The organism is Butyrivibrio hungatei DSM 14810, from assembly GCF_900143205.1.
GTDB classification, from domain to species: Bacteria; Bacillota; Clostridia; order Lachnospirales; family Lachnospiraceae; genus Butyrivibrio; species Butyrivibrio hungatei.
This window is the reverse complement of record NZ_FRDH01000009.1, coordinates 56,072-79,448: the sequence shown is the minus strand read 5'-3', so window position 1 is coordinate 79,448 and position 23,377 is coordinate 56,072. Positions and strand designations below refer to the sequence as shown.

21 protein-coding genes and 1 tRNA gene are annotated in these 23,377 nt (G+C 38.2%); 17 read left to right on the top strand and 5 right to left on the bottom strand.

Features of this window, described 5'->3' with window-relative positions:
• Position 1 precedes the first annotated feature (1 nt).
• From mnmG to BUA02_RS11250, 12 genes are all read left to right on the top strand, one after another.
• The gene (mnmG, locus tag BUA02_RS11305) at positions 2-1,918 is read left to right on the top strand and encodes a tRNA uridine-5-carboxymethylaminomethyl(34) synthesis enzyme MnmG (protein WP_072704178.1); all 1,917 of its coding nucleotides are present in this window, start codon (positions 2-4) and stop codon (positions 1,916-1,918) included.
• The gene (gene rsmG / locus BUA02_RS11300) at positions 1,908-2,645 is read left to right on the top strand and encodes a 16S rRNA (guanine(527)-N(7))-methyltransferase RsmG (protein WP_072704175.1); all 738 of its coding nucleotides are present in this window, start codon (positions 1,908-1,910) and stop codon (positions 2,643-2,645) included. The genes mnmG and rsmG overlap by 11 nt, the downstream gene beginning before the upstream one ends.
• A gap of 292 nt (positions 2,646-2,937) precedes the next feature.
• Positions 2,938-3,714, top strand: coding sequence for a ParA family protein (locus BUA02_RS11295; RefSeq protein WP_071177360.1), 777 nt, complete (start codon positions 2,938-2,940; stop codon positions 3,712-3,714).
• 13 nt (positions 3,715-3,727) lie between these two features.
• Positions 3,728-4,630, top strand: coding sequence for a ParB/RepB/Spo0J family partition protein (locus BUA02_RS11290; protein ID WP_072704172.1), 903 nt, complete (start codon positions 3,728-3,730; stop codon positions 4,628-4,630).
• Positions 4,631-4,643: 13 nt separating this feature from the next.
• Entirely contained in the window at positions 4,644-5,165 is a 522-nt protein-coding gene (locus BUA02_RS11285) for a DUF4446 family protein (protein WP_072704169.1), read from the top strand.
• 64 nt (positions 5,166-5,229) lie between these two features.
• Positions 5,230-6,516 (top strand): serine--tRNA ligase, encoded by a 1,287-nt coding sequence (serS, locus tag BUA02_RS11280; RefSeq protein ID WP_071177357.1) that lies wholly within the window; start codon positions 5,230-5,232, stop codon positions 6,514-6,516.
• Between the two features lie 37 nt (positions 6,517-6,553).
• Positions 6,554-7,441 (top strand): DUF3881 family protein, encoded by an 888-nt coding sequence (locus BUA02_RS11275; protein WP_071177356.1) that lies wholly within the window; start codon positions 6,554-6,556, stop codon positions 7,439-7,441.
• 17 nt (positions 7,442-7,458) lie between these two features.
• Positions 7,459-8,166 (top strand): purine-nucleoside phosphorylase, encoded by a 708-nt coding sequence (gene deoD / locus BUA02_RS11270; protein WP_072704166.1) that lies wholly within the window; start codon positions 7,459-7,461, stop codon positions 8,164-8,166.
• 66 nt (positions 8,167-8,232) lie between these two features.
• Positions 8,233-8,940 carry a response regulator transcription factor gene (locus tag BUA02_RS11265; RefSeq protein ID WP_072704163.1) on the top strand — a complete coding sequence of 236 codons (708 nt, stop codon included), beginning with the start codon at positions 8,233-8,235 and terminating at the stop codon, positions 8,938-8,940.
• Positions 8,941-8,969: 29 nt separating this feature from the next.
• On the top strand, positions 8,970-9,968 hold the full coding sequence (locus tag BUA02_RS11260) for a sensor histidine kinase (RefSeq protein WP_072704160.1): 999 nt from the start codon (positions 8,970-8,972) through the stop codon (positions 9,966-9,968).
• Between the two features lie 105 nt (positions 9,969-10,073).
• On the top strand, positions 10,074-10,766 hold the full coding sequence (locus BUA02_RS11255; RefSeq protein WP_072704157.1) for an ABC transporter ATP-binding protein: 693 nt from the start codon (positions 10,074-10,076) through the stop codon (positions 10,764-10,766).
• The gene (locus BUA02_RS11250; protein ID WP_072704154.1) at positions 10,766-13,336 is read left to right on the top strand and encodes an ABC transporter permease; all 2,571 of its coding nucleotides are present in this window, start codon (positions 10,766-10,768) and stop codon (positions 13,334-13,336) included. The genes BUA02_RS11255 and BUA02_RS11250 overlap by 1 nt, the downstream gene beginning before the upstream one ends.
• A gap of 3 nt (positions 13,337-13,339) precedes the next feature.
• Here the strand turns inward: BUA02_RS11250 and BUA02_RS11245 are convergent, their stop codons facing one another.
• The 5 genes from BUA02_RS11245 to BUA02_RS11225 form a co-directional block, all read right to left on the bottom strand.
• Positions 13,340-14,917: a SpoIIE family protein phosphatase gene (locus BUA02_RS11245; protein ID WP_072704151.1), complete on the bottom strand. Its 1,578-nt coding sequence runs from the start codon at positions 14,915-14,917 to the stop codon at positions 13,340-13,342.
• A gap of 132 nt (positions 14,918-15,049) precedes the next feature.
• Positions 15,050-16,174, bottom strand: a complete 1,125-nt coding sequence (locus tag BUA02_RS11240) for a DUF362 domain-containing protein (RefSeq protein WP_072704147.1) — start codon at positions 16,172-16,174, stop codon at positions 15,050-15,052.
• A 480-nt stretch (positions 16,175-16,654) separates the two neighbouring features.
• The gene (locus BUA02_RS11235) at positions 16,655-16,921 is read right to left on the bottom strand and encodes a hypothetical protein (RefSeq protein ID WP_072704145.1); all 267 of its coding nucleotides are present in this window, start codon (positions 16,919-16,921) and stop codon (positions 16,655-16,657) included.
• Positions 16,922-16,972: 51 nt separating this feature from the next.
• Positions 16,973-17,632 (bottom strand): hypothetical protein, encoded by a 660-nt coding sequence (locus BUA02_RS11230; protein ID WP_072704142.1) that lies wholly within the window; start codon positions 17,630-17,632, stop codon positions 16,973-16,975.
• Positions 17,633-17,689: 57 nt separating this feature from the next.
• Positions 17,690-17,763: transfer RNA gene (locus BUA02_RS11225), tRNA-Arg, on the bottom strand.
• A gap of 154 nt (positions 17,764-17,917) precedes the next feature.
• Between BUA02_RS11225 and BUA02_RS11220 the strand changes: the two genes are divergently transcribed.
• The 5 genes from BUA02_RS11220 (at position 17,918) to BUA02_RS11200 (ending at position 23,366) form a co-directional block, all read left to right on the top strand.
• Positions 17,918-18,262 carry a phenylpyruvate tautomerase MIF-related protein gene (locus BUA02_RS11220; RefSeq protein WP_072704139.1) on the top strand — a complete coding sequence of 115 codons (345 nt, stop codon included), beginning with the start codon at positions 17,918-17,920 and terminating at the stop codon, positions 18,260-18,262.
• A gap of 38 nt (positions 18,263-18,300) precedes the next feature.
• Entirely contained in the window at positions 18,301-19,308 is a 1,008-nt protein-coding gene (locus tag BUA02_RS11215; protein WP_242946503.1) for an extracellular solute-binding protein, read from the top strand.
• Positions 19,309-19,310: 2 nt separating this feature from the next.
• Entirely contained in the window at positions 19,311-21,038 is a 1,728-nt protein-coding gene (locus tag BUA02_RS11210; RefSeq protein WP_072704133.1) for a sensor histidine kinase, read from the top strand.
• Positions 21,035-21,799, top strand: coding sequence for a response regulator transcription factor (locus BUA02_RS11205; protein WP_071177344.1), 765 nt, complete (start codon positions 21,035-21,037; stop codon positions 21,797-21,799). The genes BUA02_RS11210 and BUA02_RS11205 overlap by 4 nt, the downstream gene beginning before the upstream one ends.
• Before the next feature lie 151 nt (positions 21,800-21,950).
• Entirely contained in the window at positions 21,951-23,366 is a 1,416-nt protein-coding gene (locus BUA02_RS11200) for a hypothetical protein (protein ID WP_072704130.1), read from the top strand.
• The last annotated feature ends 11 nt before the right edge of the window (positions 23,367-23,377 follow it).

Genomic DNA, 23,377 nt, shown 5'->3' with positions numbered 1-23,377 from the left:
GATGATAGATATTAAAGAAAAATTTGATGTAATAGTTGTTGGTGCTGGTCATGCTGGATGTGAAGCTGCTCTTGCTTGTAGCAGACTTGGACTTGAAACTATTATTTTTACAATGAGTGCTGATAATATAGCATTCATGCCTTGTAATCCTCATATTGGTGGATCTTCTAAGGGACATCTTGTTAGAGAAATTGATGCCCTTGGTGGAGAAATGGGTAAAAATATAGATAAGACTTTTTTACAGTCTAAGATGCTCAATACTTCTAAGGGTCCTGCTGTTCATTCTCTTAGATGTCAGGCTGATAAGATGGAATACTCTAAAGAAATGAAAAAAGTTTTAGAGCATCAGGATCATCTTACTATTAAACAGGCAGAAGTTTCTGAGATTCTTTTTGATGATACTACTGAAGATGGATATATTCATAAGATCACAGGTGTAAAGATTTTTTCAGGAATCACTTATGAGGCAAAGGCTGTAATTCTTTGTACTGGAACATATCTTAAAAGTAGATGTCTTACAGGTGAAGCTATTACTTACAGTGGTCCTAATGGACTTCAGCCTTCAAATCTTTTATCTGACTCACTTATGAAAGCAGGCATTGAACTCAGAAGATTTAAGACTGGTACACCTGCTCGAATGGATGGTAATACAATTGATTATTCCAAGATGTCTGAGCAGTTTGGTGATACTCCTGTTGTTCCATTTTCTTTTGATACAGATCCAGATAGTGTTCAGAGACCGCAGGTTTCTTGCTGGTTGACATACACCAACGAAAAGACACATGAAATAATACGAAATAACATTGATAGATCGCCTATCTATGCTGGTATCATCGAAGGTGTTGGCCCTAGATATTGCCCTTCTATTGAAGATAAGGTTGTTAAGTTTCCTGATCATGAGAGACATCAGGTTTTTGTAGAACCTGAAGGAACTTTTACTAATGAGATGTATATAGATGGAATGTCTTCTTCTTTACCTGAAGATGTTCAGATTGCAATGTATAGAACTGTTCCTGGTTTAGAGAATTGTCGTATTGTAAAAAATGCTTATGCTATCGAGTATGATTGTCTTTGTCCTGGACAGCTCCATCCTACACTTGAGATAAAAAATATTAAGGGCTTATTCAGTGCTGGACAGTTTAATGGAAGTAGTGGATATGAAGAAGCTGCAGCTCAAGGACTTTATGCTGGAATTAATGCAGCAATGCAAATTCTTGGAAAACCATATATTTCTATTGATAGATCAGAAGGATATATCGGTGTTTTAGTTGATGATCTGGTAACTAAAGAAAACTTAGAACCATATAGAATGATGACTTCAAGAGCTGAGTATAGACTTTTACTTAGACAGGATAATGCTGATATCAGACTTCGTAAACTTGGTTATGAAGTTGGCCTTATTGATGAAGAAAGATATCAAAAACTTCTTACTAAGATTGATCTTATTGAAAAGGAAGTTGCTCGTTTAAAGAAAACTGTTGTTGGAGCAAATGCTAAGATTCAGGACTTTATGGAGAGACATAATAGTTCTACTCTTAAGACAGCAACATCATTAGCTGAACTTATCTGTAGACCAGAATTTGATTATGAATCTTTAAGTGAGATTGATAGTGAGAGAGTAGAACTTCCAGCTGATGTTATTGAACAGGTTGAGATTACTATCAGATACGAAGGTTATATTGATAGACAGCAGAGACAGGTGGAACAGTTCAAGAAACTTGAAAAGAAATTAATACCGGCTGATATTGATTATGATGATGTTAGTAGTCTTAGACTTGAAGCGAGACAGAAGCTTAAAAAGTTCAGACCAGTTAATATAGGACAGGCATCTAGAATTGGCGGTGTTAATCCTGCAGATGTAAGTGTACTTTTAATTTACCTTGATTCTCTATATAGAGGAAATGCTGATGAGAAATAAATACGAACTAATGCTAAAAGATTTTTCTGATCTTGGAATCGAACTATCTGATAAGCAGCTTGATCAATTTAATAAATACTATGAACTTCTCATTAAGTGGAATGAAGTAATGAATCTTACAGCTATCACAGAGTTTCAAGATGTATGTAAGCTTCACTTTGTTGATAGTGTTTCATCATGTAAGTATTTTGATTTTAACAAATCCGATTTTAGTCTTATTGATGTTGGTACCGGAGCAGGATTTCCTAGTGTACCACTTAAGATTGTTTTTCCTCATTTGAATATGACATTACTTGATTCATTAAATAAGAGACTTAATTTTTTGAATGAAGTAATTGATGAACTTGGTCTTAATTCAGAGGGAAGTATCAAGACACTTCATGGAAGAGCAGAAGATTATTCCTCTGCTAAGTCAGATTCTCTCCGCGAAACATTTGACATCTCAGTTTCCAGGGCAGTAGCCAATATGTCTACTTTATCTGAGTATTGTTTACCTTATGTAAAAGTAGGTGGAACATTTATTGCATATAAGAGTGAAAAAGCAGCCGATGAACTAAATGCAGCTAAGGGTGCAATTCATCTTTTAGGAGGCAAACTTCTTTCAGCAAATGAGTTCATGCTTCCTAATTCAGATATTAGTAGGACTATCTGTTTGGTTGAAAAGAAAGAAAACACATCAAAGAAGTATCCTCGTAAAGCAGGAGTTCCTTCTAAACAACCACTTTAATATATCTAGTGTTCAGATGTTGCAGTTAATCTGAATGTTTCACGTGAAACATTCAAATTTAATAAAATTCATAATACAAATAATTGTTTCACGTGAAACATTAATGCCCAAGATATTGTAAAAATAATCGTGAAACATTAATAATACGCAGAAATTGTATTGTGAAACCGAACAATTTAGGTATACAAGATATTGTAATAAAGAAAAAGTCTTTGAAAATACACTCAGGTATGAGTCTATATAAGAATAATTATGATATAATCACATTAGTGTGTTAGATTTAGGAGGAATGATGGGAAGAGTTATTGCTATTGCAAACCAGAAGGGCGGAGTTGGTAAGACTACAACGTCCATCAACTTATCAGCTGCTCTTGCTGAAAAAGGGAAAAAGGTATTGGTCATCGATACAGATCCACAGGGTAATACAACTAGCGGATTTGGATTAGACAAGAATGAATTAGAGAACACAATCTACGAACTCATGATAGGCGAGTGTTCAACAGAAGAAGCTATTAAAGAAAATGTAGTTGAGGGATTAGATGGAGTAGATATCATTCCATCTAATGTAAATCTTGCAGCTGTAGAAATCGAATTGATTGATGCAGATCAGAAAGAATATATTCTTAGAGAAGCAATCAGTAATGTGAAAGATAACTATGATTTTATAATTATTGATTGTCCACCATCACTTAGTATGTTAACAGTTAATGCTATGACAACTGCTAACACAGTATTAGTTCCAATTCAGTGTGAGTATTACGCACTTGAAGGACTTAGTCAGTTAGTACATACAGTTAACCTTGTAAAAGACAGACTTAATCCTGAACTCGAGATGGAAGGTGTAGTATTTACAATGTTTGATTCAAGAACAAACCTTTCACTTCAGGTAGTAGAGAATGTAAAAGAGCACATTCAGGAAAATGTTTATAAGACAATTATTCCTAGAAATATTAGGCTAGCAGAAGCTCCAAGTTATGGACTTCCTATTAATGTGTATGAACCAAAATCTGCTGGTGCTGAAGCGTACAGATTATTAGCAGATGAAGTAATAGATAGAATATTTGAGTAAGTTGGAGGGGAAAATGGCAGTACCAAAGAACGCAAAGAGGGGACTCGGTAAAGGACTCGATTCAATAATTCCAGCAAAGGTTGCTACTACAGCAAAAAAGCCAGAAGCTGTAACACCACCTGTTGATGGACAGGTAGTTAAACTTAACATTACAAAGATTGAGCCAAACAGAAGTCAGCCAAGAAAGACTTTTGATGAGGATACATTGATTGAACTTGCAGATTCAATCAAACAGTTCGGAATCATCAATCCTCTTATTGTTACAGATAAGAAAGACCACTATGAAATAGTTGGTGGTGAGAGAAGATGGAGAGCCGCAAAGAAAGCCGGCCTCAAAGAAGTACCAGTAATAATCAAAGACCTTACTGAGCAGGAAATTGCAGAGATTGGTCTAATTGATAATATTCAGAGAGAAGACATCAATCCAATTGAAGAAGCTCTTGCTTATAAAAAGCTCATAGATGACTTCGGATATACACAGGACGTTGTAGCTGATAAGGTATCAAAGAGTAGAGTAACTATTACAAATTCTCTCAGATTATTAAAGCTCTGTGATCATGTTAGACAGATGGTCATCGAGGGCAAGATATCAACAGGACACGCAAGAGCACTTATTTCAATTGAAAATGAAGAAGAGCAGATCACACTTGCACAAAAAGTTTTTGATGAGAAGCTAAGTGTCCGCGAAACAGAAAAATTAGTTAAAAATCTTGGAAAGACATCAAAGCCAAAGAAGACAGTTGCTAACAAGGCAAGCCTCGATGCAGTTTATTCTAGTCTTTCAGAAAAATGCAAACAGGCAATTGGTACCAAGGTAGAAATTATCTCCAAAGGTGATGGAACAGGAAAGATCGAAATAGAATTCTATAGTAATGACGATCTTGAAAAAATCACTGATAGACTTTGCAAAGGATGAATGGAGATAAAAAATGAACAGCGAATTATTTAACTTACTTGGAATTGGAAATCTTGACCCAGCTTATTTATTTATCGCAGCATTTGTACTTATTCTGGTATTACTTGTTTTTCTTATTGTAACAAGAGTGAAGTTCAAAAAGCTTGAAAGAAAATATAATAAGTTCATGCAGGGTAAAGAAGCTCAGTCACTTGAAGATGAGATTGTTGGACTTTTCCATGATAACAGACTGATCAGAAGTGAAAATGAGAAAAACAGAAAAGACATCATCGATATCAATAAGCGAATGGCTAGAACATTCCAGAAGATAGGTCTTGAGAAATACGACGCTTTCAATCAGAGCGGAGGAAAACTAAGTTTTGCACTTTGTCTTTTAGATGAAAATGATAACGGATTCCTTCTTAACTCAGTTCATGGAACAGACGGAATTAACTATTCATATTCAAAAGAGGTCAATGCCGGGATGGCAGATGTCGAATTAAGCGGCGAGGAGAAAAAAGCTCTTGACCTGGCACTCGACAGCACAAACAGATAAGCTATAAATAGCAATAAATTAAATTGCTTAAAATATATTAATATATAACTTGGAGGAGATCGAAATGATCGACATTAAATTTTTACGTGAAAATCCAGATGTGGTAAGAGAAAACATCAAGAAAAAATTCCAGGATGAGAAGCTTCCTCTCGTAGATGAAGTAATCAAGTTGGATGAAGAAAGAAGAACAAACCAGCAGAAAGCAGACGAAATCCGTGCTCACAGAAACAAGATTTCTAAGGAAATCGGTGGACTTATGGCTCAGGGCAAAAAAGATGAGGCCATGGCCCTTAAGGATGAAGTAGCTAAAGAAGCTGCAGAGCTTGAAAATCTTGAAGCTAAGCAGAAAGAACTTGATGAGCAGGTTACAAATAAGATGATGATCATTCCACAGATCATCGATGATACAGTACCTATCGGAAAAGACGATTCTCAGAACGTTGAGATCCAGAAGTATGGTGATCCAGTAGTTCCTGATTTTGAGATTCCATATCACACAGATATCATGGAGAGATTCGATGGTATTGATCTTGACGCAGCTAGAAGAGTAGCAGGTAATGGATTCTATTATCTCATGGGTGACATCGCAAGACTTCACTCAGCAGTTATCTCATATGCAAGAGATTTCATGATTGACAGAGGATTTACATACTGCGTACCACCTTTCATGATTCATGGAAACGTAGTAGCAGGTGTTATGAGCTTCCCAGAAATGGAAGCAATGATGTATAAGATCGAAGGCGAAGACCTTTACCTTATTGGAACAAGTGAGCATTCAATGATCGGTAAGTTCATCGACCAGATCATTCCAGAAGAAGATGTACCAAAGGCACTTACAAGTTATTCTCCATGCTTTAGAAAAGAGAAGGGTGCTCACGGTATTGAAGAGAGAGGTGTTTACAGAATTCATCAGTTCGAAAAGCAGGAGATGGTAGTAATCTGTAAGCCAGAAGAATCAAAGGAATGGTATGACAAGCTTTGGAAGAATACAGTAGATCTTTTCAGATCTATGGATATTCCTGTTCGTACACTTGAGTGCTGCTCAGGAGACCTTGCAGATCTTAAGTGCAAGTCTTGTGACGTAGAAGCTTGGTCACCAAGACAGAAGAAGTACTTCGAAGTAGGTAGCTGCTCAAATCTTGGAGATGCTCAGGCTAGAAGACTTAAAATCAGAATTAAGGGCAAGGATGGAAACTATCTTGCTCACACACTTAATAATACTGTTGTTGCTCCACCAAGAATGCTCATCGCATTCCTTGAGAACAACCTTCAGGCAGATGGAAGCGTTAGAATTCCTGAAGTACTTCGTCCATATATGGGTGGAAAAGAAGTGCTTGTTCCAACAAAGTAATTAAGTAATACGGTACTAGAAAAGAGGTGAAATCTCATTGCACAAATTCTTGCGAGCAGTTGGATTTTCCAATCTTAAGGATAGAAAAGAATTAACAAAACTTATAACAGACACAATCCAGGAAGCAAGAAAGCGTTCATATGTCACAAAAGATGAGAATATGATATTAGCTGAGTTTGCAAGAGATTACGCTGATGGAATAGGACTAGCAGTCTGCGGTGAATTTGATGAGGAAGATAAATTCGTTTACGAATATTATTATCCTTATCTTGTTCCAACAGGCATCAGTACTGAAGAAGACATCAATGTCGAAAGGCACGCAGCACAGTATTCTTATGCTGGAGTGTGTAATGAACCAAGACTAGGTGTGACTCTTATTTTCTATCTTCAGAACATGATCCCATACGTTAAGTATGAGAATGAGGATCATTTCCCAATAAGAGGAACGACTCTTAGCTTGTCATCACTATCAACTAAAGGTCAGATAATGATGCCAATAGCTAAGACTGAAGAAGAAAAAGAAGTAGCAAAAAAGAAAACTAATTATAGAAATAAACTCATTAACAATGCGCGAAGAGGAGATGAGACAGCAATCGAGTCTCTGACTCTTGATGATATGGACCTTTATACAACTCTTTCTAAAAAAATCAGAAAGCAGGATGTATATAGTCTTGTTGATACGTACTTTATGCCATATGGTGTTGAGTGCGATCAGTATTCAGTACTTGGTGAGATTGTAGAGGCAAGAAAAGTAGAAAACTTCCTCACCAAAGAGACTGTTCATATCATGAAAGTAAATTGTAATGATCTTGAGTTTGATGTCTGCATCAATGAAAAGGATCTCTTAGGAGAGCCTGCGGTAGGCAGAAGATTCAAAGGTAATATCTGGATGCAAGGATATATTAACTTCCCAGATACCAACTAAAGAAAAGGAGAAAACAAATGGCAACACCACACAATAGCGCTGAAAAAGGTGATATCGCAAAAACAGTCTTAATGCCTGGTGACCCACTTAGAGCTAAATTTATTGCAGAGACATTCCTTACAGATGTAAAGTGTTTCAATGAAGTTAGAGGAATGCTCGGTTTCACAGGTAAGTACGAAGGAAAAGAAGTTTCTGTAATGGGACACGGAATGGGAATTCCATCAATCGGAATTTATTCTTATGAGCTTTTCAATTTCTATGATGTAGACAACATCATCAGAGTTGGAAGTGCCGGTGGTTTACAGGACGATGTAAATGTAATGGACATTGTATTTGCAATGGGAGCTCACACAGATTCAAATTACGGATTCCAGTTCGGACTTCCTGGAACATTTGCACCAACAGCATCTTACACTATCTTAGAGAAGGCTGTTGCTCTTGCAAAAGAAAAAGGAGTTAAGTATCACGTTGGTGATGTTCTTTCATCTGATGCTTTTTACAAGAAGTGCAACGAAAGTGAACTTTACAGAAACGTAGGAGCGCTTGCAGTTGAGATGGAGACACCAGCTCTTTACATGAACGCAGCAGAGGCACACAAGAATGCCCTCACGATCCTTACAATTTCTGATCACCTCTTCAAGAGCGGAGAGCTTTCTGCAGAAGAGAGACAGACAAGCTTCACAGACATGATGGAGATCGCACTTAAGACAGCAATTCAGCTTTGATTTAAAATGTGTATAAAGTGGAACTTTGAGTTATTTCAAGGTTCCACTTTTTTAAAAGGAGAAGCCATGAATATTTTTTTACTAGAAGATGATGACGCAATCGGCATGGGGCTGAAATATTCATTAGAAAAAGAAGGCTATAACGTAACCCTTACCAAATCTGTAGCGCAGGCTAAAGAATTATTTGAAGAAAAGAAAAATGATCTTTGCATTTTGGATATTAATCTACCAGATGGTAATGGCTACGAAGTTTGTAAATACATAAAAGAAAAAGAAGATGTACCAGTAATCTTCTTAACTGCCAGCGACGCAGAAGTAAATGTCGTCATGGGACTTGAGATGGGAGCAGATGACTATGTGTGCAAACCATTCAGAGTAGGCGAACTCATGGCAAGGATTAAGACGGTTCTCAGAAGAGCTGGAAAAAATCAGTCAGTTCAAGAGGCAAACGATAACATCATTAAAATTAACAACGTAAATATCTACACGAACGAAGCAAAGGTAACAATAACAAAGGAAACTGCAGGCGAAGAGGAGCAAGTAGAACTCACCGCCTTAGAATATAGATTACTCCTGACATTTTGTAACAACAGAGGAACAGTTCTTTCAAGAAATAAGCTATTAGAAGATATGTGGGATGTGAGCGGAGACTTTGTAAATGACAATACACTTACGGTTTATATCAAAAGACTTCGTGACAAGATAGAAAAAGATCCTGCAAAACCAGAGATAATAAAGACTGTGCGTGGACTTGGTTATATTGTGGATAAGTAAGAGGCAATAGGCCAAACTTGGGGATAACTATGGGAAATAATAAAGACTTCAAAGTAATGACAGAGGTAGAAATTGCATTAACTCTCATTCTAAGTGTAATGGGAGTTATTTTTGTAGGGATAAAAGCAGGAATAATAATAATGATCACAGGAGTACTTATCCTTGTAATAAATTATAATTTTACAAAACGAAGATATTCTGAAATAGAGAAATTAAACTCTTATCTGGAAAAAGTTCTGTCTGGAGATTACGCACCTGAGATCCTGGATCAGAAGGAAGGCGAACTTTCTATACTAAAATCAAATATCTATAAAGCTACTACGACTCTTAAATATCAAAAAGAGTTATTAACAGAAGATAAGGTAAGGCTTGCAAATGCCATAGCAGATATCAGTCATCAGCTAAAGACCCCTCTTACATCTATGATGGTCATGAATGATCTACTACAAACGGAAGATGATCAGAACAAAAGAAATGAATTTCTAAAGACCCAGTCAGATCAGCTAGATAGGATGAACTGGCTTATTCAGACGCTTCTTAAACTATCCAAGATCGATGCTGGAACAATCACAATGAAAAAAGAAGAAGTGACTGCAACGTCAATTGTAAAAGAAATAGTGAAGCCATTTGAAATTCAAATGGAATTAAAAGGCATAAACTATAGCTCTTTTGACAGTGATATGATATTAAGCTGCGATAAAAACTGGACTATCGAGGCAATCCAAAATATTGTAAAAAACTGCATTGAACATATGGGAGAAAATGATGAGCTAAAGATAGAGGCAGAAGAGACCAATATTTACAAGCAGATAATTGTGTCAGATACAGGATGCGGAATTGCAAAGCAGGATTTTCCGCATATTTTTGAAAGATTTTATAAAGGAAAAAACGCAGGAAAAGATAGCGTTGGAATAGGACTTGCCCTTGCTAAGACGATTATTAGCAGTCAGAGGGGAGATATATTAGTTGAAAGTACAGAAGGCGTAGGCACAACATTTTATATAAGATTTTTTAAAACAATAATCTAAAAAGGAAATGTGACAAAACTGTAATAAAAAAGTCACGGGATAGTAAGAAAAAAAAGATAACCTATTCTCAACAAAGGAAATAAACAGCTTGAGAAGGGAGTACAAATGAAAATTCTTGAAATTAATCACTTATGCAAAGTTTATGGCAAAGGGGAGACAAGAGTAGATGCGCTTAAAGACGTATCTTTTGACGTAGAAAAGGGAGAGTTTGTCGCAATCGTAGGCCCCTCCGGATCAGGAAAGTCCACTTTGCTTCATATTCTTGGAGGAGTTGATACTCCAACATCTGGAGAGGTCAACATCGCAGGAACAGACATTGGTAAGCTTGATGAAACCAAGCTTGCAATATTTCGTAGAAGGCATATTGGTCTCATTTACCAGTTCTATAACCTGATTCCAATTCTAACAGTAGAAGAAAACCTCACACTTCCAGTATTACTTGATGGAAAAAAGCCAGATAAAAAGCTTTTAGAGGAACTGGTAGAAAAACTTGGAATTGGAAAGAGACTTAAACATCTTCCAAATCAGTTATCTGGTGGACAGCAGCAGAGAGTATCAATAGGAAGAGCACTAATGAATCATCCAGCTATCCTTCTTGCAGATGAGCCAACAGGAAATCTTGATACTGAGAATAGTAAGGAAATAATATCTTTACTTAGAAAATTCAATAGAGAATACAATCAGACAGTTATTATCATCACTCACGATGATAGAATAGCTCTTTCTGCAGACAGAGTCATAACAATTGAAGATGGCATGATCACTAAGGATTCAGGGAGAGTGGAGGTGACTGCGTAATGAACATCGTATCAACTCTCACTCTGAGGCATTTGCAGGAAAACAAGAAAAGGACCATCGTGACAATTCTTGGAATTGCAGCGGCTACAGCCCTTATTACTACTATGCTTGCTGGTGTTACATCTTTTTTTGCCTTCTTTGGAGATATGGCTATTCATGAAATGGGTTACTGGGAAGGCGAGTTCAAAAATCTTACCACAGAGCAGGTTAATGAGCTTAAAGAAGATGCAAGGATAAAGAATGTTTCCGTGGCAGACGCCAATGTAGATATTTCCGGAATCAGAGTACAATCAGATGCATCCGAGAGAATGCGTGTTGGAAATATCATTCATCTAGATAGTCAGTTCATGGAAAACAAAATTCTGTCCGAATATGAAGGAACTCTTCCAGCAGCAGAGGATGAAGTTGCAGTAGAAGAAAAATACATTACTGACAATAATCTCAATATCGGAGTTGGAGATACTATCACTGTAGAGCTTGGAAACAGATATTATTATGATCCCGATGGACAAAAAGTAGTTATCGGCGGAAACTACAATACAAATGAAGATTTTGAGACCTTAGAACTTAAATCATACAAGGTTACTGCCATTTTACATGGAAACCGTCCAACAGGAAGCTATGATCTGGTGCATTATATTTCTGATGACTATGTTCCGCAGACAAACTATGTAGATATCAGGATTAATAAAATAGGCTTTATGTCTTATGAAATTTTAAAGAAAATAGCAAGTGATCATGATCTTCATTATGATTCTTTAAATACAGAGTATCTTATTAGTTGCTTTGCTTTTAATAAGGACAGCCGCGGAGTAGCAAGCATTGTTCCGGTAGGAATAATAGCTCTTTTAATCGTTATTGGAACAGCGGTGATCCTCATTTATAATGCCTTTGGAATGTCACTTGCTGAGAGAATGCGTTATCTTGGCATGCTAGCCAGTGTAGGCGCAACCAAAAAGCAAAAAAGAGCATCGATCTATTTTGAGGCCTTTGCTCTTGGAATTATCGGAATTCCTTTAGGAATGCTTCTGGGCTATATAGGAGCATATTTTACATTATCCTTCCTTGGCGGAAAGATGATATCTAGTGGAACATTAGTTGGTGCCAAAGAGTTTGCCACAACAGTTCCAGTAAGGTTGCCGTTTGAGGTAGCAGTATTCATAGTTATAATTTCCTGTCTAACAATTTTTATTTCGGCATTAATACCCGCCATTAAGGCTTCAAAGGTAATGCCAATAGATGCCCTTAGACAGACAAATGTGATCAAAGTGAAGGCAAGGAGCCTTAAGATTAATCCTCTTATCAAAAAAATCTTTGGATATGAAGGAGAAATTGCTTACAAGAATATCAAAAGAAATGGCGTTAAGGGTGCAGTTATCACTGTATCAATAGCAGTATCAGTGACAATGTTCCTTACAGTCATGCAGTTTAGTGGTCAGGTCGAGGCCGTTAATAACTACGATTGGGAGATTCCATATCAGGTTTCAGTATCAGTGGCAGAAAGTGATTCTGAGAGATTTGAGGAAGTTCTTAGTTCATTACACGAAGTAAAAGACTTTTACAGGAATCAGTTTATTCAGTTTGATTTCAGTGAAAAACCGGAAGACCCAAATTTTATCCCTCCAAATAGAGATATCTTAAATACTGATTATCTGAATCCAAAGTACAAAAAAGCCTTTGATTCCAAGGTGATCTCAGTTTGCACGATACCGGATGAAGATTTTAATGATCTGCTTCTAAAAAATGGCATTGATCCAGAACCATATTTTAGTGGTGAACTCAAAGGTGTTATTTTAAATGATTACAACAGATCTGGAAGAAAAGAAAATGTCTTTAATGAAGGTATAATAGGTCAGAAGCTCTTTTACGAAAAGCAGGAAGGTAATCCTCCAGCAATCACAATAAGCGAGATGGTGGATTATGAAAAGGATAACTATATATTTGACCTTGTGCCTAAAAAGTGTGTTGTGGTGTATGTTCCAGATTCCAGGTACATGGAAAAAGCTGAAGAAGTATTAGGGGATTACGCAACAGCAAGCTATTCTATAGAGACAAGTGATTCAGAAACCTTGTGCAATGAATTGTATGAGCTCATGGATACAGAAGAGTTCCATTCCTATTCAATAGGTGATATTGAAGAATCTATGGCAACAATGAAAGTTGTAATGCTCCTGTTAAAAACAGTAATGTACGGATTTACTGCACTTATCACCCTCATTGTTCTTGCAAACATGATCAATACAATATATACGGGAGTTATCATGAGACGAAAAGAGTTTGCCATGTATCGATCAGTTGGCATGACTGAAAAAGGATTCAAAAAAATGATCTCATTAGAGACCATTCTTTATGCTCTTAGAGCATTAGTAGTAGCGCTTCCACTTTCAGTTTATGTTTATTATCTCATGTGCAAAAAGAGCCACAACATAGAACAGTTCCAATTGAATCTGGGGCTTTATCTCATAGTTATCGTGGTGGTTTTTGCGATAGTCGGAATCAGCATGCTCATGAGTATATCAAAGGTCAAGAATGATGAGATCATAGAAGTGCTCAAAGAAGATATCTGCTAAGAATTACTTTCCGAGATATCTAAAGCAAAGCATGGTAATATCATCAAATTGAGGTGCGTTTCCAACAAAGGCGTCGATGTCTTCTTTTACGAGCCCCAAAAGGGCGGTGGCATCGGCGTCTTTTGCCTTGTTAAGAGAAGCTATAAGCCTGTCTGTTCCAAACAAATCATTTTTAGAATCAGTAGCTTCTGTTACGCCATCAGTATAAACAAAAAGAGTATCGCCAGGATCTAGCTTAAATTCATGCTCTTCGAATTTAACATCAGGCATAGCAGCTACAGCAATGGAATGGCGATAAGTTTTAAGCGTATAATCTTGTCCAGAAACTTTAACAGCAGGATGTTCATGGCCGGCATTTGTTATTCTGCAATTTCCTGTAGAAAGCTGAATGATGCATAGCCACACAGTCACAAACATTTCGGCGTCATTTCCTTCGCACAGCATATTATTAACATCGTGGATTATTTCTGATGTAGAGAGATTATTATTCGTCATTGTCCTATTTTTGATAAGGGTCTTTGCATTAACCATGAAAAGAGCTGCTGGTACGCCCTTACCAGAAACATCAGCCATAACAAGAGCGATATGATCATTGTCAATCAGGAAAAAGTCGTAGAAATCACCACCAACTTCCTTGGCAGGAACCATAGTTGCATAGATATCAAAATCCTTTCTTTCTGGGAAAGGTGGAAATACTCTGGGCAGCATGTCTGCCTGAATCTGGGTCGCGACACTAAGTTCAGCGCTGATTCGCTCCTTTTCAGCAGTGATAGTCTTAATGTTGTCGATGTATTTCACCAAATCTTTTTCCATGTCATGTACCGAAATGGCCAGGTCCTCAATTTCATCACCAGTTTGAATAGAAGAAAGAGAATCATCGACAGTTGCGTTACTTTCGGCAAAGCTGTCCAGATTTTTTTTGATAAACATAATAGGTTTGATAAAGTTTTTGTTCAGGACCATCCAGTTCAGGATGCAGAATACAAGCATGAGAACAAGGGAAATCACGACCATGTAAAAAATAAATCTGCCAAGTGTAGACAGAATTTCTTCCATGTGAGTATCAACAAATAAAAGAGCTACAATATTCCCAGAGCTGTCTGCGATAGGGAGGCAACTTGAGGTCAAATAGCCATATTTCTTGGATTTTCTGACAAGGTAACTTGTGGGACGAATACCCTTGGTATAGGCATTCCAGATTTCTTCAAAAGAGGCAGAGATAGGATCAGAGTCTCCGATGAAAGTATCAGAGTCATAGACATATCGCATAGTGTGATCTTCATAGGGAACAGCAATATAAATGTAAGCAGCACCGGAGTACTCTTCTACATGATGAAGATAATCTTCCATTTTATGGTAATAATCATCGGCTTCCCAGGTCTTTGTATATTCAGAAATCTTGTCGTGGTCGATGTCATGGGAGATAATATTTGCTACGACATAGCCCTTATCGTTATAGAGCTTTTCAATGACATGATCAAAAATGAGGAATCCGGCCAGGCAAGTAAAGACAGCAAAAAATAGAGTAAATGCAATGATACCGGCTAAAGCTTTTTCATTTACACTCATTCTTTTCTTCATATCGGCTAGGATCCTTTCAAATTTTTGTATAAAAATATTATACCAAATAACATATATATATTTCTGAAATAAAAATAAAGCCTTTACCTCAGAAGAGAGAAATCTGAGATAAAGGCTTATTAGTAATCTGATTTATTTCATAACAATAAGCTCGTAGTCACGTGTTCCAACGCCAATCTTTTGAGCATGCTCAAGTGTTTCTGCCCATGAAACGTTAGGATTACTGTTATGCCATACATCACCGTGGTCATGGAAATGTTCCTTAGCCATGTTGTCTCCAAGCTGACTGTTTCTGATAGGTTCTGCCTTCTGACAAAGATCAACGCAGGCCTGGTCAAGAGCTACAGGATCAAATGAAGCAAGCATTCCGATATCTGGAAGGATAGGAGCATCATTTTCACCGTGACAATCGCAGTTAGGAGAAACATCTGTAATAAGAGAGATGTGGAAGCTAGGTCTTCCGCTTATGACAGCTGAAGTGTACTCAGCCATTTTTCTTCCAAGCATCTGTGGTGCATCCCAGTTATCGTTTTCTATAGCGTCAAAGGCGCAGGCACCAATACAACGGCCACAACCCTTGCATTTCTCAGGGTCGATCCAGGCTTTATTACTTTCATAGCTTATAGCATCTGAGCCACATTCTTTGGCGCATCTTTTACATCCTCTGCAAAGGTCTGTGGTTACATGTGGATGACCGCTGTTGTGCTGTTGCATCTTACCGGCGCGGCTACCACAACCCATTCCAAGATTTTTGATAGCACCGCCAAAACCAGCCTGCTCATGCCCCTTAAAGTGATTAAGTGAGATTACGATGTCAGCGTCCATAACAGCTCGGCCGATATATGCTTCTTTGCAATATTCACCATTTGGAACAGGTACTGCAATATCATCTGTTCCCCTAAGTCCATCAGCGATAATTATCTGGCATCCGGTAGTTACAGTATTAAAACCGTTTATATTAGCGCAGTCCAGATGCTCTAAAGCGTGCTTACGACTTCCTGGATATAAAGTGTTACAATCCGTTAAAAAGGGCAGACCTCCAAGTTCTTTTACTACATCTGCGACTGCCTTAGCGTAATTAGGCCTAAGATAGGCGAGATTGCCAAGCTCACCAAAATGCATCTTGATCGCCACGAATTTTCCATCCATATCTATGGATTCGATTCCAGCTTTTTTAATAAGCTTCTGTAGTTTTGCTGGAAGGCTTACACCCAGAACTGTTCTAAAATCTGTGAAATAAACTTTTGACTTTTCCAATTTGAAACCTCCATTAATATGCCAACGATACCTTACATTAATCATATATTGAGAAAAGAGATAATGAAAATAGTTTTTTCTAAGTTATGACAGATTTTTGTTCTAGTATATTAGTAATTAGGATACTTATATGGATTTGTTGCCCATCCGGCATCGTATCTGACAGTTACATAGAGTTCAGTGTCTGAACCCTTGAGGTGAACGTAACAGCATATACGTTATTCTTGTACCTATCCATCAGCTCCTGTACAGGTATTCTCATTTTGTACTCCTTTTTTAAGGCCTTATACTAATATTACAATTGAATCAGAAAAAAGGTTACAAAAAAGGAGCCTCATTGTACCGACCTCCAATCGTTAGATTTTATGGTCTAACTTTTTGGGGACGGTACAAAATTCAGACTCCTTTTATAATATCTAATTATGCACTTTTATACGTTTTGTATAAATCGTTGTCTTTTGAATAGTATATTTTAAAAACTTATCCATAAACAGCTACGTCCTCATCTTCATAAAATTTAGGCTGGTAAATTACGCTGGATTTACCGTATGCTTTCCGTATTTCGGCAACTTTTTTTGAATCTATATTTGTCTCATTACAAAAATAGAGAATGTCAAAGCCATCTTCTGAAACGGTATTAGGATTAACATATAACCACACGCCATATAGATTGGATACCTGCTCAGGTTTTACATGCATTCCAATTTTAAGATCTTCATATCTTAATTTTTCCAAGGTATTTCCCATGATAATAACTCCTTCCTTAGAAAATGAACCAATTCTCTTGGGTTCATTATATCATTGATATAAACTTCCCACTCTTTTCCATGCATAAGTCATCATATCTATACCTGGCTCATTGTTACGAAGTTTTTTCACTTCATCTATGCAGAAGCGTATTGTTTCTTCTATGTATTCGTCGGCCATTTCTTTTGTAAAAAAGAAGATGGGTTCTTCTTCAACAGGTTGGAAAAATGAGAGCATATCCTGCATAAGTCTATCTGTATCAAAAGAACTTACTTGATTTAGGGCTTCGTCCTTAAAGCCATTAGGCACAGTAAGATCGTTTGCTAGATGATATTTATTAATAACATACTGATTAATAATCTGATAATCTTTATGTAGACGTTCTACATTACCTGGAATGGTTGAATTCCAATGATACCTATCATATACAAAATGTCTATATAATGCATCTTGAACTAAATGCAGATAATATCCCATATAAAGGTCATCCTGTAGCATCTTTTCAGTAAACATTTCACGGTATCTGTCAAAGTCGTAAGTTTTCATTTTTCCATCTAGTATGTTTATTTTCATATGGGCAGTACCATATGTGTTCCCGCCAATGCCAGCGTCAACTACAACAGAACCAAACTTAAGTCTATTTACATCGGTAAAAAGTATTCTCTTTGACACTTCATTTGTTATCGCAAGATGCATAATACTAGAAGCCATTTTCTGCCCTCCGAGATTACAAAAAAGGAGCCTGAATTCCAGACTCCTCAAAATCAATGTTCCCGATGCGATTCGAACGCACGACCTTCCGCTTAGGAGGCGGACGCTCTATCCTGCTGAGCTACGGAAACATGCAATCAGTATATTAGCATAAAGTATGAGGTAAATCAAGAAAGTTTAAGTCATACGGGCATTTTCATGTAATGAATTTACCATGGGCAGACCTCTGTGATACACTATATTAAATACTTTAAAAAATGAAATAGTAGTGATGGGAGGAGCATTATGCCATTTATTAATTCAAAGATAAGCGTAAAGATCACAGAAGATCAGGAGAGACAGCTCAAGGAAAAGCTTGGAAAAGCAATTGAAATAATTCCTGGAAAGAGCGAAAGCTGGCTCATGACTGGATTTGAAGATGGATATCATCTGTATTTTAGAGGGGATAATTCTCAGCCAACAGCTTTTGTAGAAGTTATGGTATTTGGCTCAGCTAATCCAAGTGCGTTTGATAAGCTCACAGGAGAGATAACAAAGATCTTTGGTGAAGTGTTAGGAATAGCAGGAGACCACATCTATGTAAAGTACACTCCAGCAGATAATTGGGGCTGGAATGGAAGTAATTTCTGATCATGGCAGGGGTTATAAAAAAACTAGGATCGATCTTTTTGGCAGGAGCATTAATGCTCCTGCTTTCGTCATGCCAAAATAGTCCAAGACAGGAAGAAATAGAGAATATATCTCAGAAATATGCAGTACCACAGGAAAACCAGCTCATAGTCTACACATCTCACAAGGAGGAAGTGTATCTTCCTATCATCAGAGAGTTTGAGAACAGGACTGGAATCTGGGTTGACGTTCATGCAGGCGGAACTGCAGAGATGATGCAGAAAGCAAAAGAGGCATCAGAAAACAGTCAGTGCGACATAATGTTTGGGGGCGGAATAGAAAGCTATGAAGCCCATAGTGACATGTTTCTTAGATATGTTTCTAGTGAAAAAGAGTTTCTTGATGAGAACTATAGTTCACAAGAAGGTTCATGGACTGCGTTTACAGAGCTTCCAATAGTTTTTATCTATAACAAAAAGCTTGTATCTTCATCAGAAGTTCCAAGAACCTGGAAAAGTCTTTTTGACAACAAATGGAAAGGCGAAATTGCTTTTGCAGATTTGAGTAATTCAGGCACCAGTTATACGATTGTAGCCACAATGGAGCAGCTTTTAGGGGAATCTTACAAGAATCTTTTACCGAAGTTCTATGACCAGCTTGACGGAGAAATATTAGACTCGTCGGGAGAAGTTATTCCTGCAGTATCAGATGGCACATATCTCATAGGAATTACCCTTGAAGAGACAGCCAAGAAGTACATTGAAAAAGGCTATAACATATCCCTTATATATCCGAATGACGGTACCAGCGCAGTTCCAGATGGCATAGCCATGTTAAAAAATGCGCCACATTCCTACAATGCTGGTAAATTCATAGATTTTGTGGTGGGCTATGATACCCAGAAATACGCAATGGAAAATTTCTATAGAAGGCCAGTAAGGACTGATGTAGACTTATCACCAACATATGGAAGCACCAAACTCATTGATTTTGATGTAAAAAAATCTGCCAGAGAAGAGGAAGATATCTTTAATCTCTGGGACGAGCTAAGGAAGACGGAGGACTAACTATGGGAATCATCAGACAGTCCTTCAAAAGGCAGCTATTTGCAATCTTTCTAACAGTAACACTGATCCTTGTCATCATAGGCGGTGTCTTTACCATTCAGGGATTCCAGGCAAGACTCAAATACGACTATGAGAAAAAAGATATCGAGCAGAACACCGCTATCAATTCTCTTTTGCAACGTGATATAGAGCTATCTGAAGAGACGCTGGACCTCATATCAAAAAGCGATATCATAAAAAATGCTCTTACACAGAGTAAGAATAGCTCGCTTACTATTTATTCTGAGCTTTACAATGTATCAAGAAGAATAAGAGACTTTGCAACAGTAGATATCTATCAGGGTGACAGATGTGTGTTCAGTACCAGCGCCAGATCTTTGTCCAATAAGCTTCCTCTCTATTATTCAGTTCTAGAGGAAGCCAAGAACAGTAAGGGCGAAGTCATCTACGCTCTAGATCCTACAGAATCCACCAAGACAGGAGCAGATCTTTTGATAGCAAAGCAGATAGTAGAGGGAAATGTTCCAGCCTTTGCTATCGTCAGGATAGAGCAAACTGAAATAGAAAATAGACTTCGAAGCAACATAAATGCCAAAGATGGATTCATGTTAACAGACCAGTTCCTTAGGCCATTCTGCCTCATTGGAACTGCTGAAAATGGTAGCGAACTTAAGAGCATCCGTAGAAATCTCTTTGACGGACAAGCTTATAATTACAATATAGAAAACAATGTGTACATGAATGAGATTGGAAAAACTGGGCTTTTGAGCATATACGTTACGCCGCCAGCCCTGGGAGAATCTGCGGTAAAGGTTGGTTATCAGATCCTTACACTTGAAGCACTCTTTAGTGTCATTGTCTGTCTTCTTGTAGCTTCAAGGCTCAGCGCATATTTTTCAAAGCCAATTAATATCATGGCCAGCGGAATGAAACGCTTTAGAAAAGGTGACTTTGATGCCAAGATAGAGCTCTCAAGAGAAGATGAGTTCGAGCAACTGGCAGTAGGCTTTAACAAGATGACAAGCCAGCTCAAGCAGACCATGGAAGAGCGAGTTGAGGCAGAGCGAACCATCAACGAGACAAGAATAGAAATGATGCAGGCCCAGCTCAATCCACACTTCCTGTACAACACACTAGATACCATTAAGTGGGTAGCTAAGGCCAATCACGTGCCAGAAGTTGCCACCATGTCAGCGTCCCTTGCAGGGATCCTTAGGACTAGTATTTCCGAGAGGCAGTTTTGCCCTTTGTCAAAAGAGCTAGAGCTTGTCCAGAACTACTGCGAGATCCAGAAGATCAGATTTGATGACAAGTTCGACCTTACAATAGATGTGCCAACTGAAGTAATGGACGCAGTTATTCCAAAGCTCATACTTCAGCCAATAGTCGAAAACGCCATTATTCACGGAATGGATGAAACTGAAAATGGCCATATCTATGTAGCTGCATGCAGAGATAATTCCGGAGAAAAAGACCTATTAAAGATATCCGTTCAGGATGACGGTAAAGGCATAAGCGATGAAATGATGTTGGCTTTAAACAATGATGACGTTGAGACCTTAAAGGGACACTTGGGCCTTAACAACGTCAACACCATCATCAGACTCTATTATGGAAAAGAGTATGGAGTCATGGCATTTAGACCATCTCAGGGAGGAACAGTCATGATCATTACACTTCCATATTCAGAAAAAGAGCCAAAAAAGAAAGAAGAACGAGGGGAACAATGACTACTGTAATGATAGTAGACGATGAAAAATATGTACGACTAGGTATTAAGGGAGAGACCGACTGGTCTCTTATAGGATGCGAAGTCGTGGGGGAGGCTTCAAATGGAGAAGAGGCTTTGGAGCTTGCAGATAAAGTAAGACCAGACCTTGTGATCTCCGACATCAGGATGCCCAAAATGGACGGAATAGAGCTTGCAGAGCAGCTTCGAGACAAGTACCCAAATACAAAAGTCATATTCCTTACTGCCTACAACGAATTTGAATATGCCAGAAAAGCCATAAGACTTGGGGTTTCAGATTATATCCTAAAGCCCTTCCAGGATGGAGAGCTAGAAGGCGTAATCCAAAGGCTTTTGCACCTTCATCCCAATGGAACTGCCCAGGAAGCAGAGCTTGAAAATGAGCTTATATCTCTTAAGAAAAAAGAGGAAGTATCAAACCGCTACGTTCAGGCAGCAATTGAATATATTGAAAATCACTACTCAGATGTAGACTTCAGCGTAGGAAATCTTGCAGAGGCTCTGAGCGTAAGTGAAGGGCATATCAGCAGACTCTTTAAATCTGAAACCGACACCAGTATCAACAATTACCTTACAAAGTACAGGATCAAAAAAGCTCTGGACTATCTCAAGGATATGAATGTGAAAGTGTATGAAGTAGCAGATAAAGTAGGCTATCAGGACATTGCCTATTTCTCAAATACTTTCAAAAAGCTTGTGGGAAGAACGCCATCAGAATATCAAAATAAAGGACTTGAGTAATAAATTGTCAAAAAATTACAAATAATATCAGATTTGTCTTCTCAAAAAAATTATAAAAGAAATCTAAAATGAAACCATAAAGCAAAGAACTGCTTGTGGTTTCTTTTTTTATGGGTAAAGGACACAAGCTAATGTAAAAGGAGGATAAAAGGTGAAAAAGAAAGTATTATCAACAATCTTAACATTCACAATGGTTGTATCCGCTCTTGCAGGTTGCGGAAGCGCAGCTTCTAACCAGGGTGCAGGCACAGATGCGCAGCCAGCTGGCACAGATACTGCAGCACAGACAACAGAGCAAACTGAAACCGCAGAGGCTGCTCCAGCAGCTGAACTCACAGGAATCGATGCTATCATTGCTGAAGCAGAGACAATGTCAATGGAAGAGCTTGCTAAGAAGGCTATCGAAGAGTCAAACGGCAAGACATTCTACGGCGTAGGTAACAGTAGCCGTGGTAAGTCAGCACTTCCATTATTCATCGAGTACTTACAGACAATCGATCCATCTTACACAATGGAATTTGAGTGGCAGCAGCCAAAGAACAACAAGATCTTTGAGCAGCTCACATCAGATTCACTTAAGAGCGAAGGCACATTTGCTATGACTCTTATTCAGGATGGTAACCAGATCCAGACAAAGATGGTAGATACAGACATCTTAAAGACATTCGTTCCTAAGGAATGGGCAGAAGCAAACGGAACAACACCTGATGCTTACGCAGGATTCCTTCCACTCCAGACACTTAATAAAGTTTTCATGTACAACAACACAGGAAGTGCTCAGTTTAACAACTGCTGGGATTTCGTATATGAAGGATCACATCCTCTTTTCATGGGTGTTGACTCTGAGATTGTAGGAAAGAACTTCCTCATGATGCTCACAGAAGATAAGTATGCTACATGGCTCAAGGAAGCTTATGACAAGCTTGATGATACCAAGAAAGCATATTTTGAGCCTGTGATCAAAGAGATGCAGACAGATGCAAACGACCTTGGTCTTGGCGCAAACGGTGCTTACGCACTTGCATGGATCAAGCTTTGGGTTAACAACTACAACGAGCAGACAGACGATGGTCCTATCTGCAACACACTTGTAGATGCATCTGCAACAGATCAGTCAGGTCTTTTAGTATACAGTAAGCTTCGTTCAGTAGAAGAGTCAGCTTCTGTATCAGTTAACAACATCAACGTAGCAGCATATCAGGACGGCTACACTGGAATCGGCGGATATGGATATTGCCATTACCTCTTCCTTACCAAGAATAGCCCACTTCCTTGGACAGCATGCGCATTCATCGCTTATATGACATGCACAGAGCAGGGATTTGAAGCTTGGGGTAAAGACATGGGTGGCTACTCAGCAAATCCTAACGTTGCAAAAGAGATTGAGGACACATTCCATCACTCACAGGGCGGCGGAGATGAGTTCCCAGCAAAGAACGACAGAGGATATGACTGGTGGACAACAGATGGTGAGCTCGTACTTGAAGATCCTGCATACTGCTCAGAAGTATCATTCACAGTTGGTAGCTGGATCGACGTTCTTGATCACTATGCTCCAGGAGAATAATTAACAACACT

Coding starts and splice junctions, on each gene's coding strand:
- mnmG (WP_072704178.1), top strand. CDS start 2: ATGATAGATATTAAAGAAAAATTTGATGTAATAGTTGTTGGTGCTGGT.
- rsmG (WP_072704175.1), top strand. CDS start 1,908: ATGAGAAATAAATACGAACTAATGCTAAAAGATTTTTCTGATCTTGGA.
- BUA02_RS11295 (WP_071177360.1), top strand. CDS start 2,938: ATGGGAAGAGTTATTGCTATTGCAAACCAGAAGGGCGGAGTTGGTAAG.
- BUA02_RS11290 (WP_072704172.1), top strand. CDS start 3,728: ATGGCAGTACCAAAGAACGCAAAGAGGGGACTCGGTAAAGGACTCGAT.
- BUA02_RS11285 (WP_072704169.1), top strand. CDS start 4,644: ATGAACAGCGAATTATTTAACTTACTTGGAATTGGAAATCTTGACCCA.
- serS (WP_071177357.1), top strand. CDS start 5,230: ATGATCGACATTAAATTTTTACGTGAAAATCCAGATGTGGTAAGAGAA.
- deoD (WP_072704166.1), top strand. CDS start 7,459: ATGGCAACACCACACAATAGCGCTGAAAAAGGTGATATCGCAAAAACA.
- BUA02_RS11265 (WP_072704163.1), top strand. CDS start 8,233: ATGAATATTTTTTTACTAGAAGATGATGACGCAATCGGCATGGGGCTG.
- BUA02_RS11260 (WP_072704160.1), top strand. CDS start 8,970: ATGGGAAATAATAAAGACTTCAAAGTAATGACAGAGGTAGAAATTGCA.
- BUA02_RS11255 (WP_072704157.1), top strand. CDS start 10,074: ATGAAAATTCTTGAAATTAATCACTTATGCAAAGTTTATGGCAAAGGG.
- BUA02_RS11250 (WP_072704154.1), top strand. CDS start 10,766: ATGAACATCGTATCAACTCTCACTCTGAGGCATTTGCAGGAAAACAAG.
- BUA02_RS11245 (WP_072704151.1), bottom strand. CDS start 14,917: ATGAAGAAAAGAATGAGTGTAAATGAAAAAGCTTTAGCCGGTATCATT.
- BUA02_RS11235 (WP_072704145.1), bottom strand. CDS start 16,921: ATGGGAAATACCTTGGAAAAATTAAGATATGAAGATCTTAAAATTGGA.
- BUA02_RS11230 (WP_072704142.1), bottom strand. CDS start 17,632: ATGGCTTCTAGTATTATGCATCTTGCGATAACAAATGAAGTGTCAAAG.
- BUA02_RS11220 (WP_072704139.1), top strand. CDS start 17,918: ATGCCATTTATTAATTCAAAGATAAGCGTAAAGATCACAGAAGATCAG.
- BUA02_RS11210 (WP_072704133.1), top strand. CDS start 19,311: ATGGGAATCATCAGACAGTCCTTCAAAAGGCAGCTATTTGCAATCTTT.
- BUA02_RS11205 (WP_071177344.1), top strand. CDS start 21,035: ATGACTACTGTAATGATAGTAGACGATGAAAAATATGTACGACTAGGT.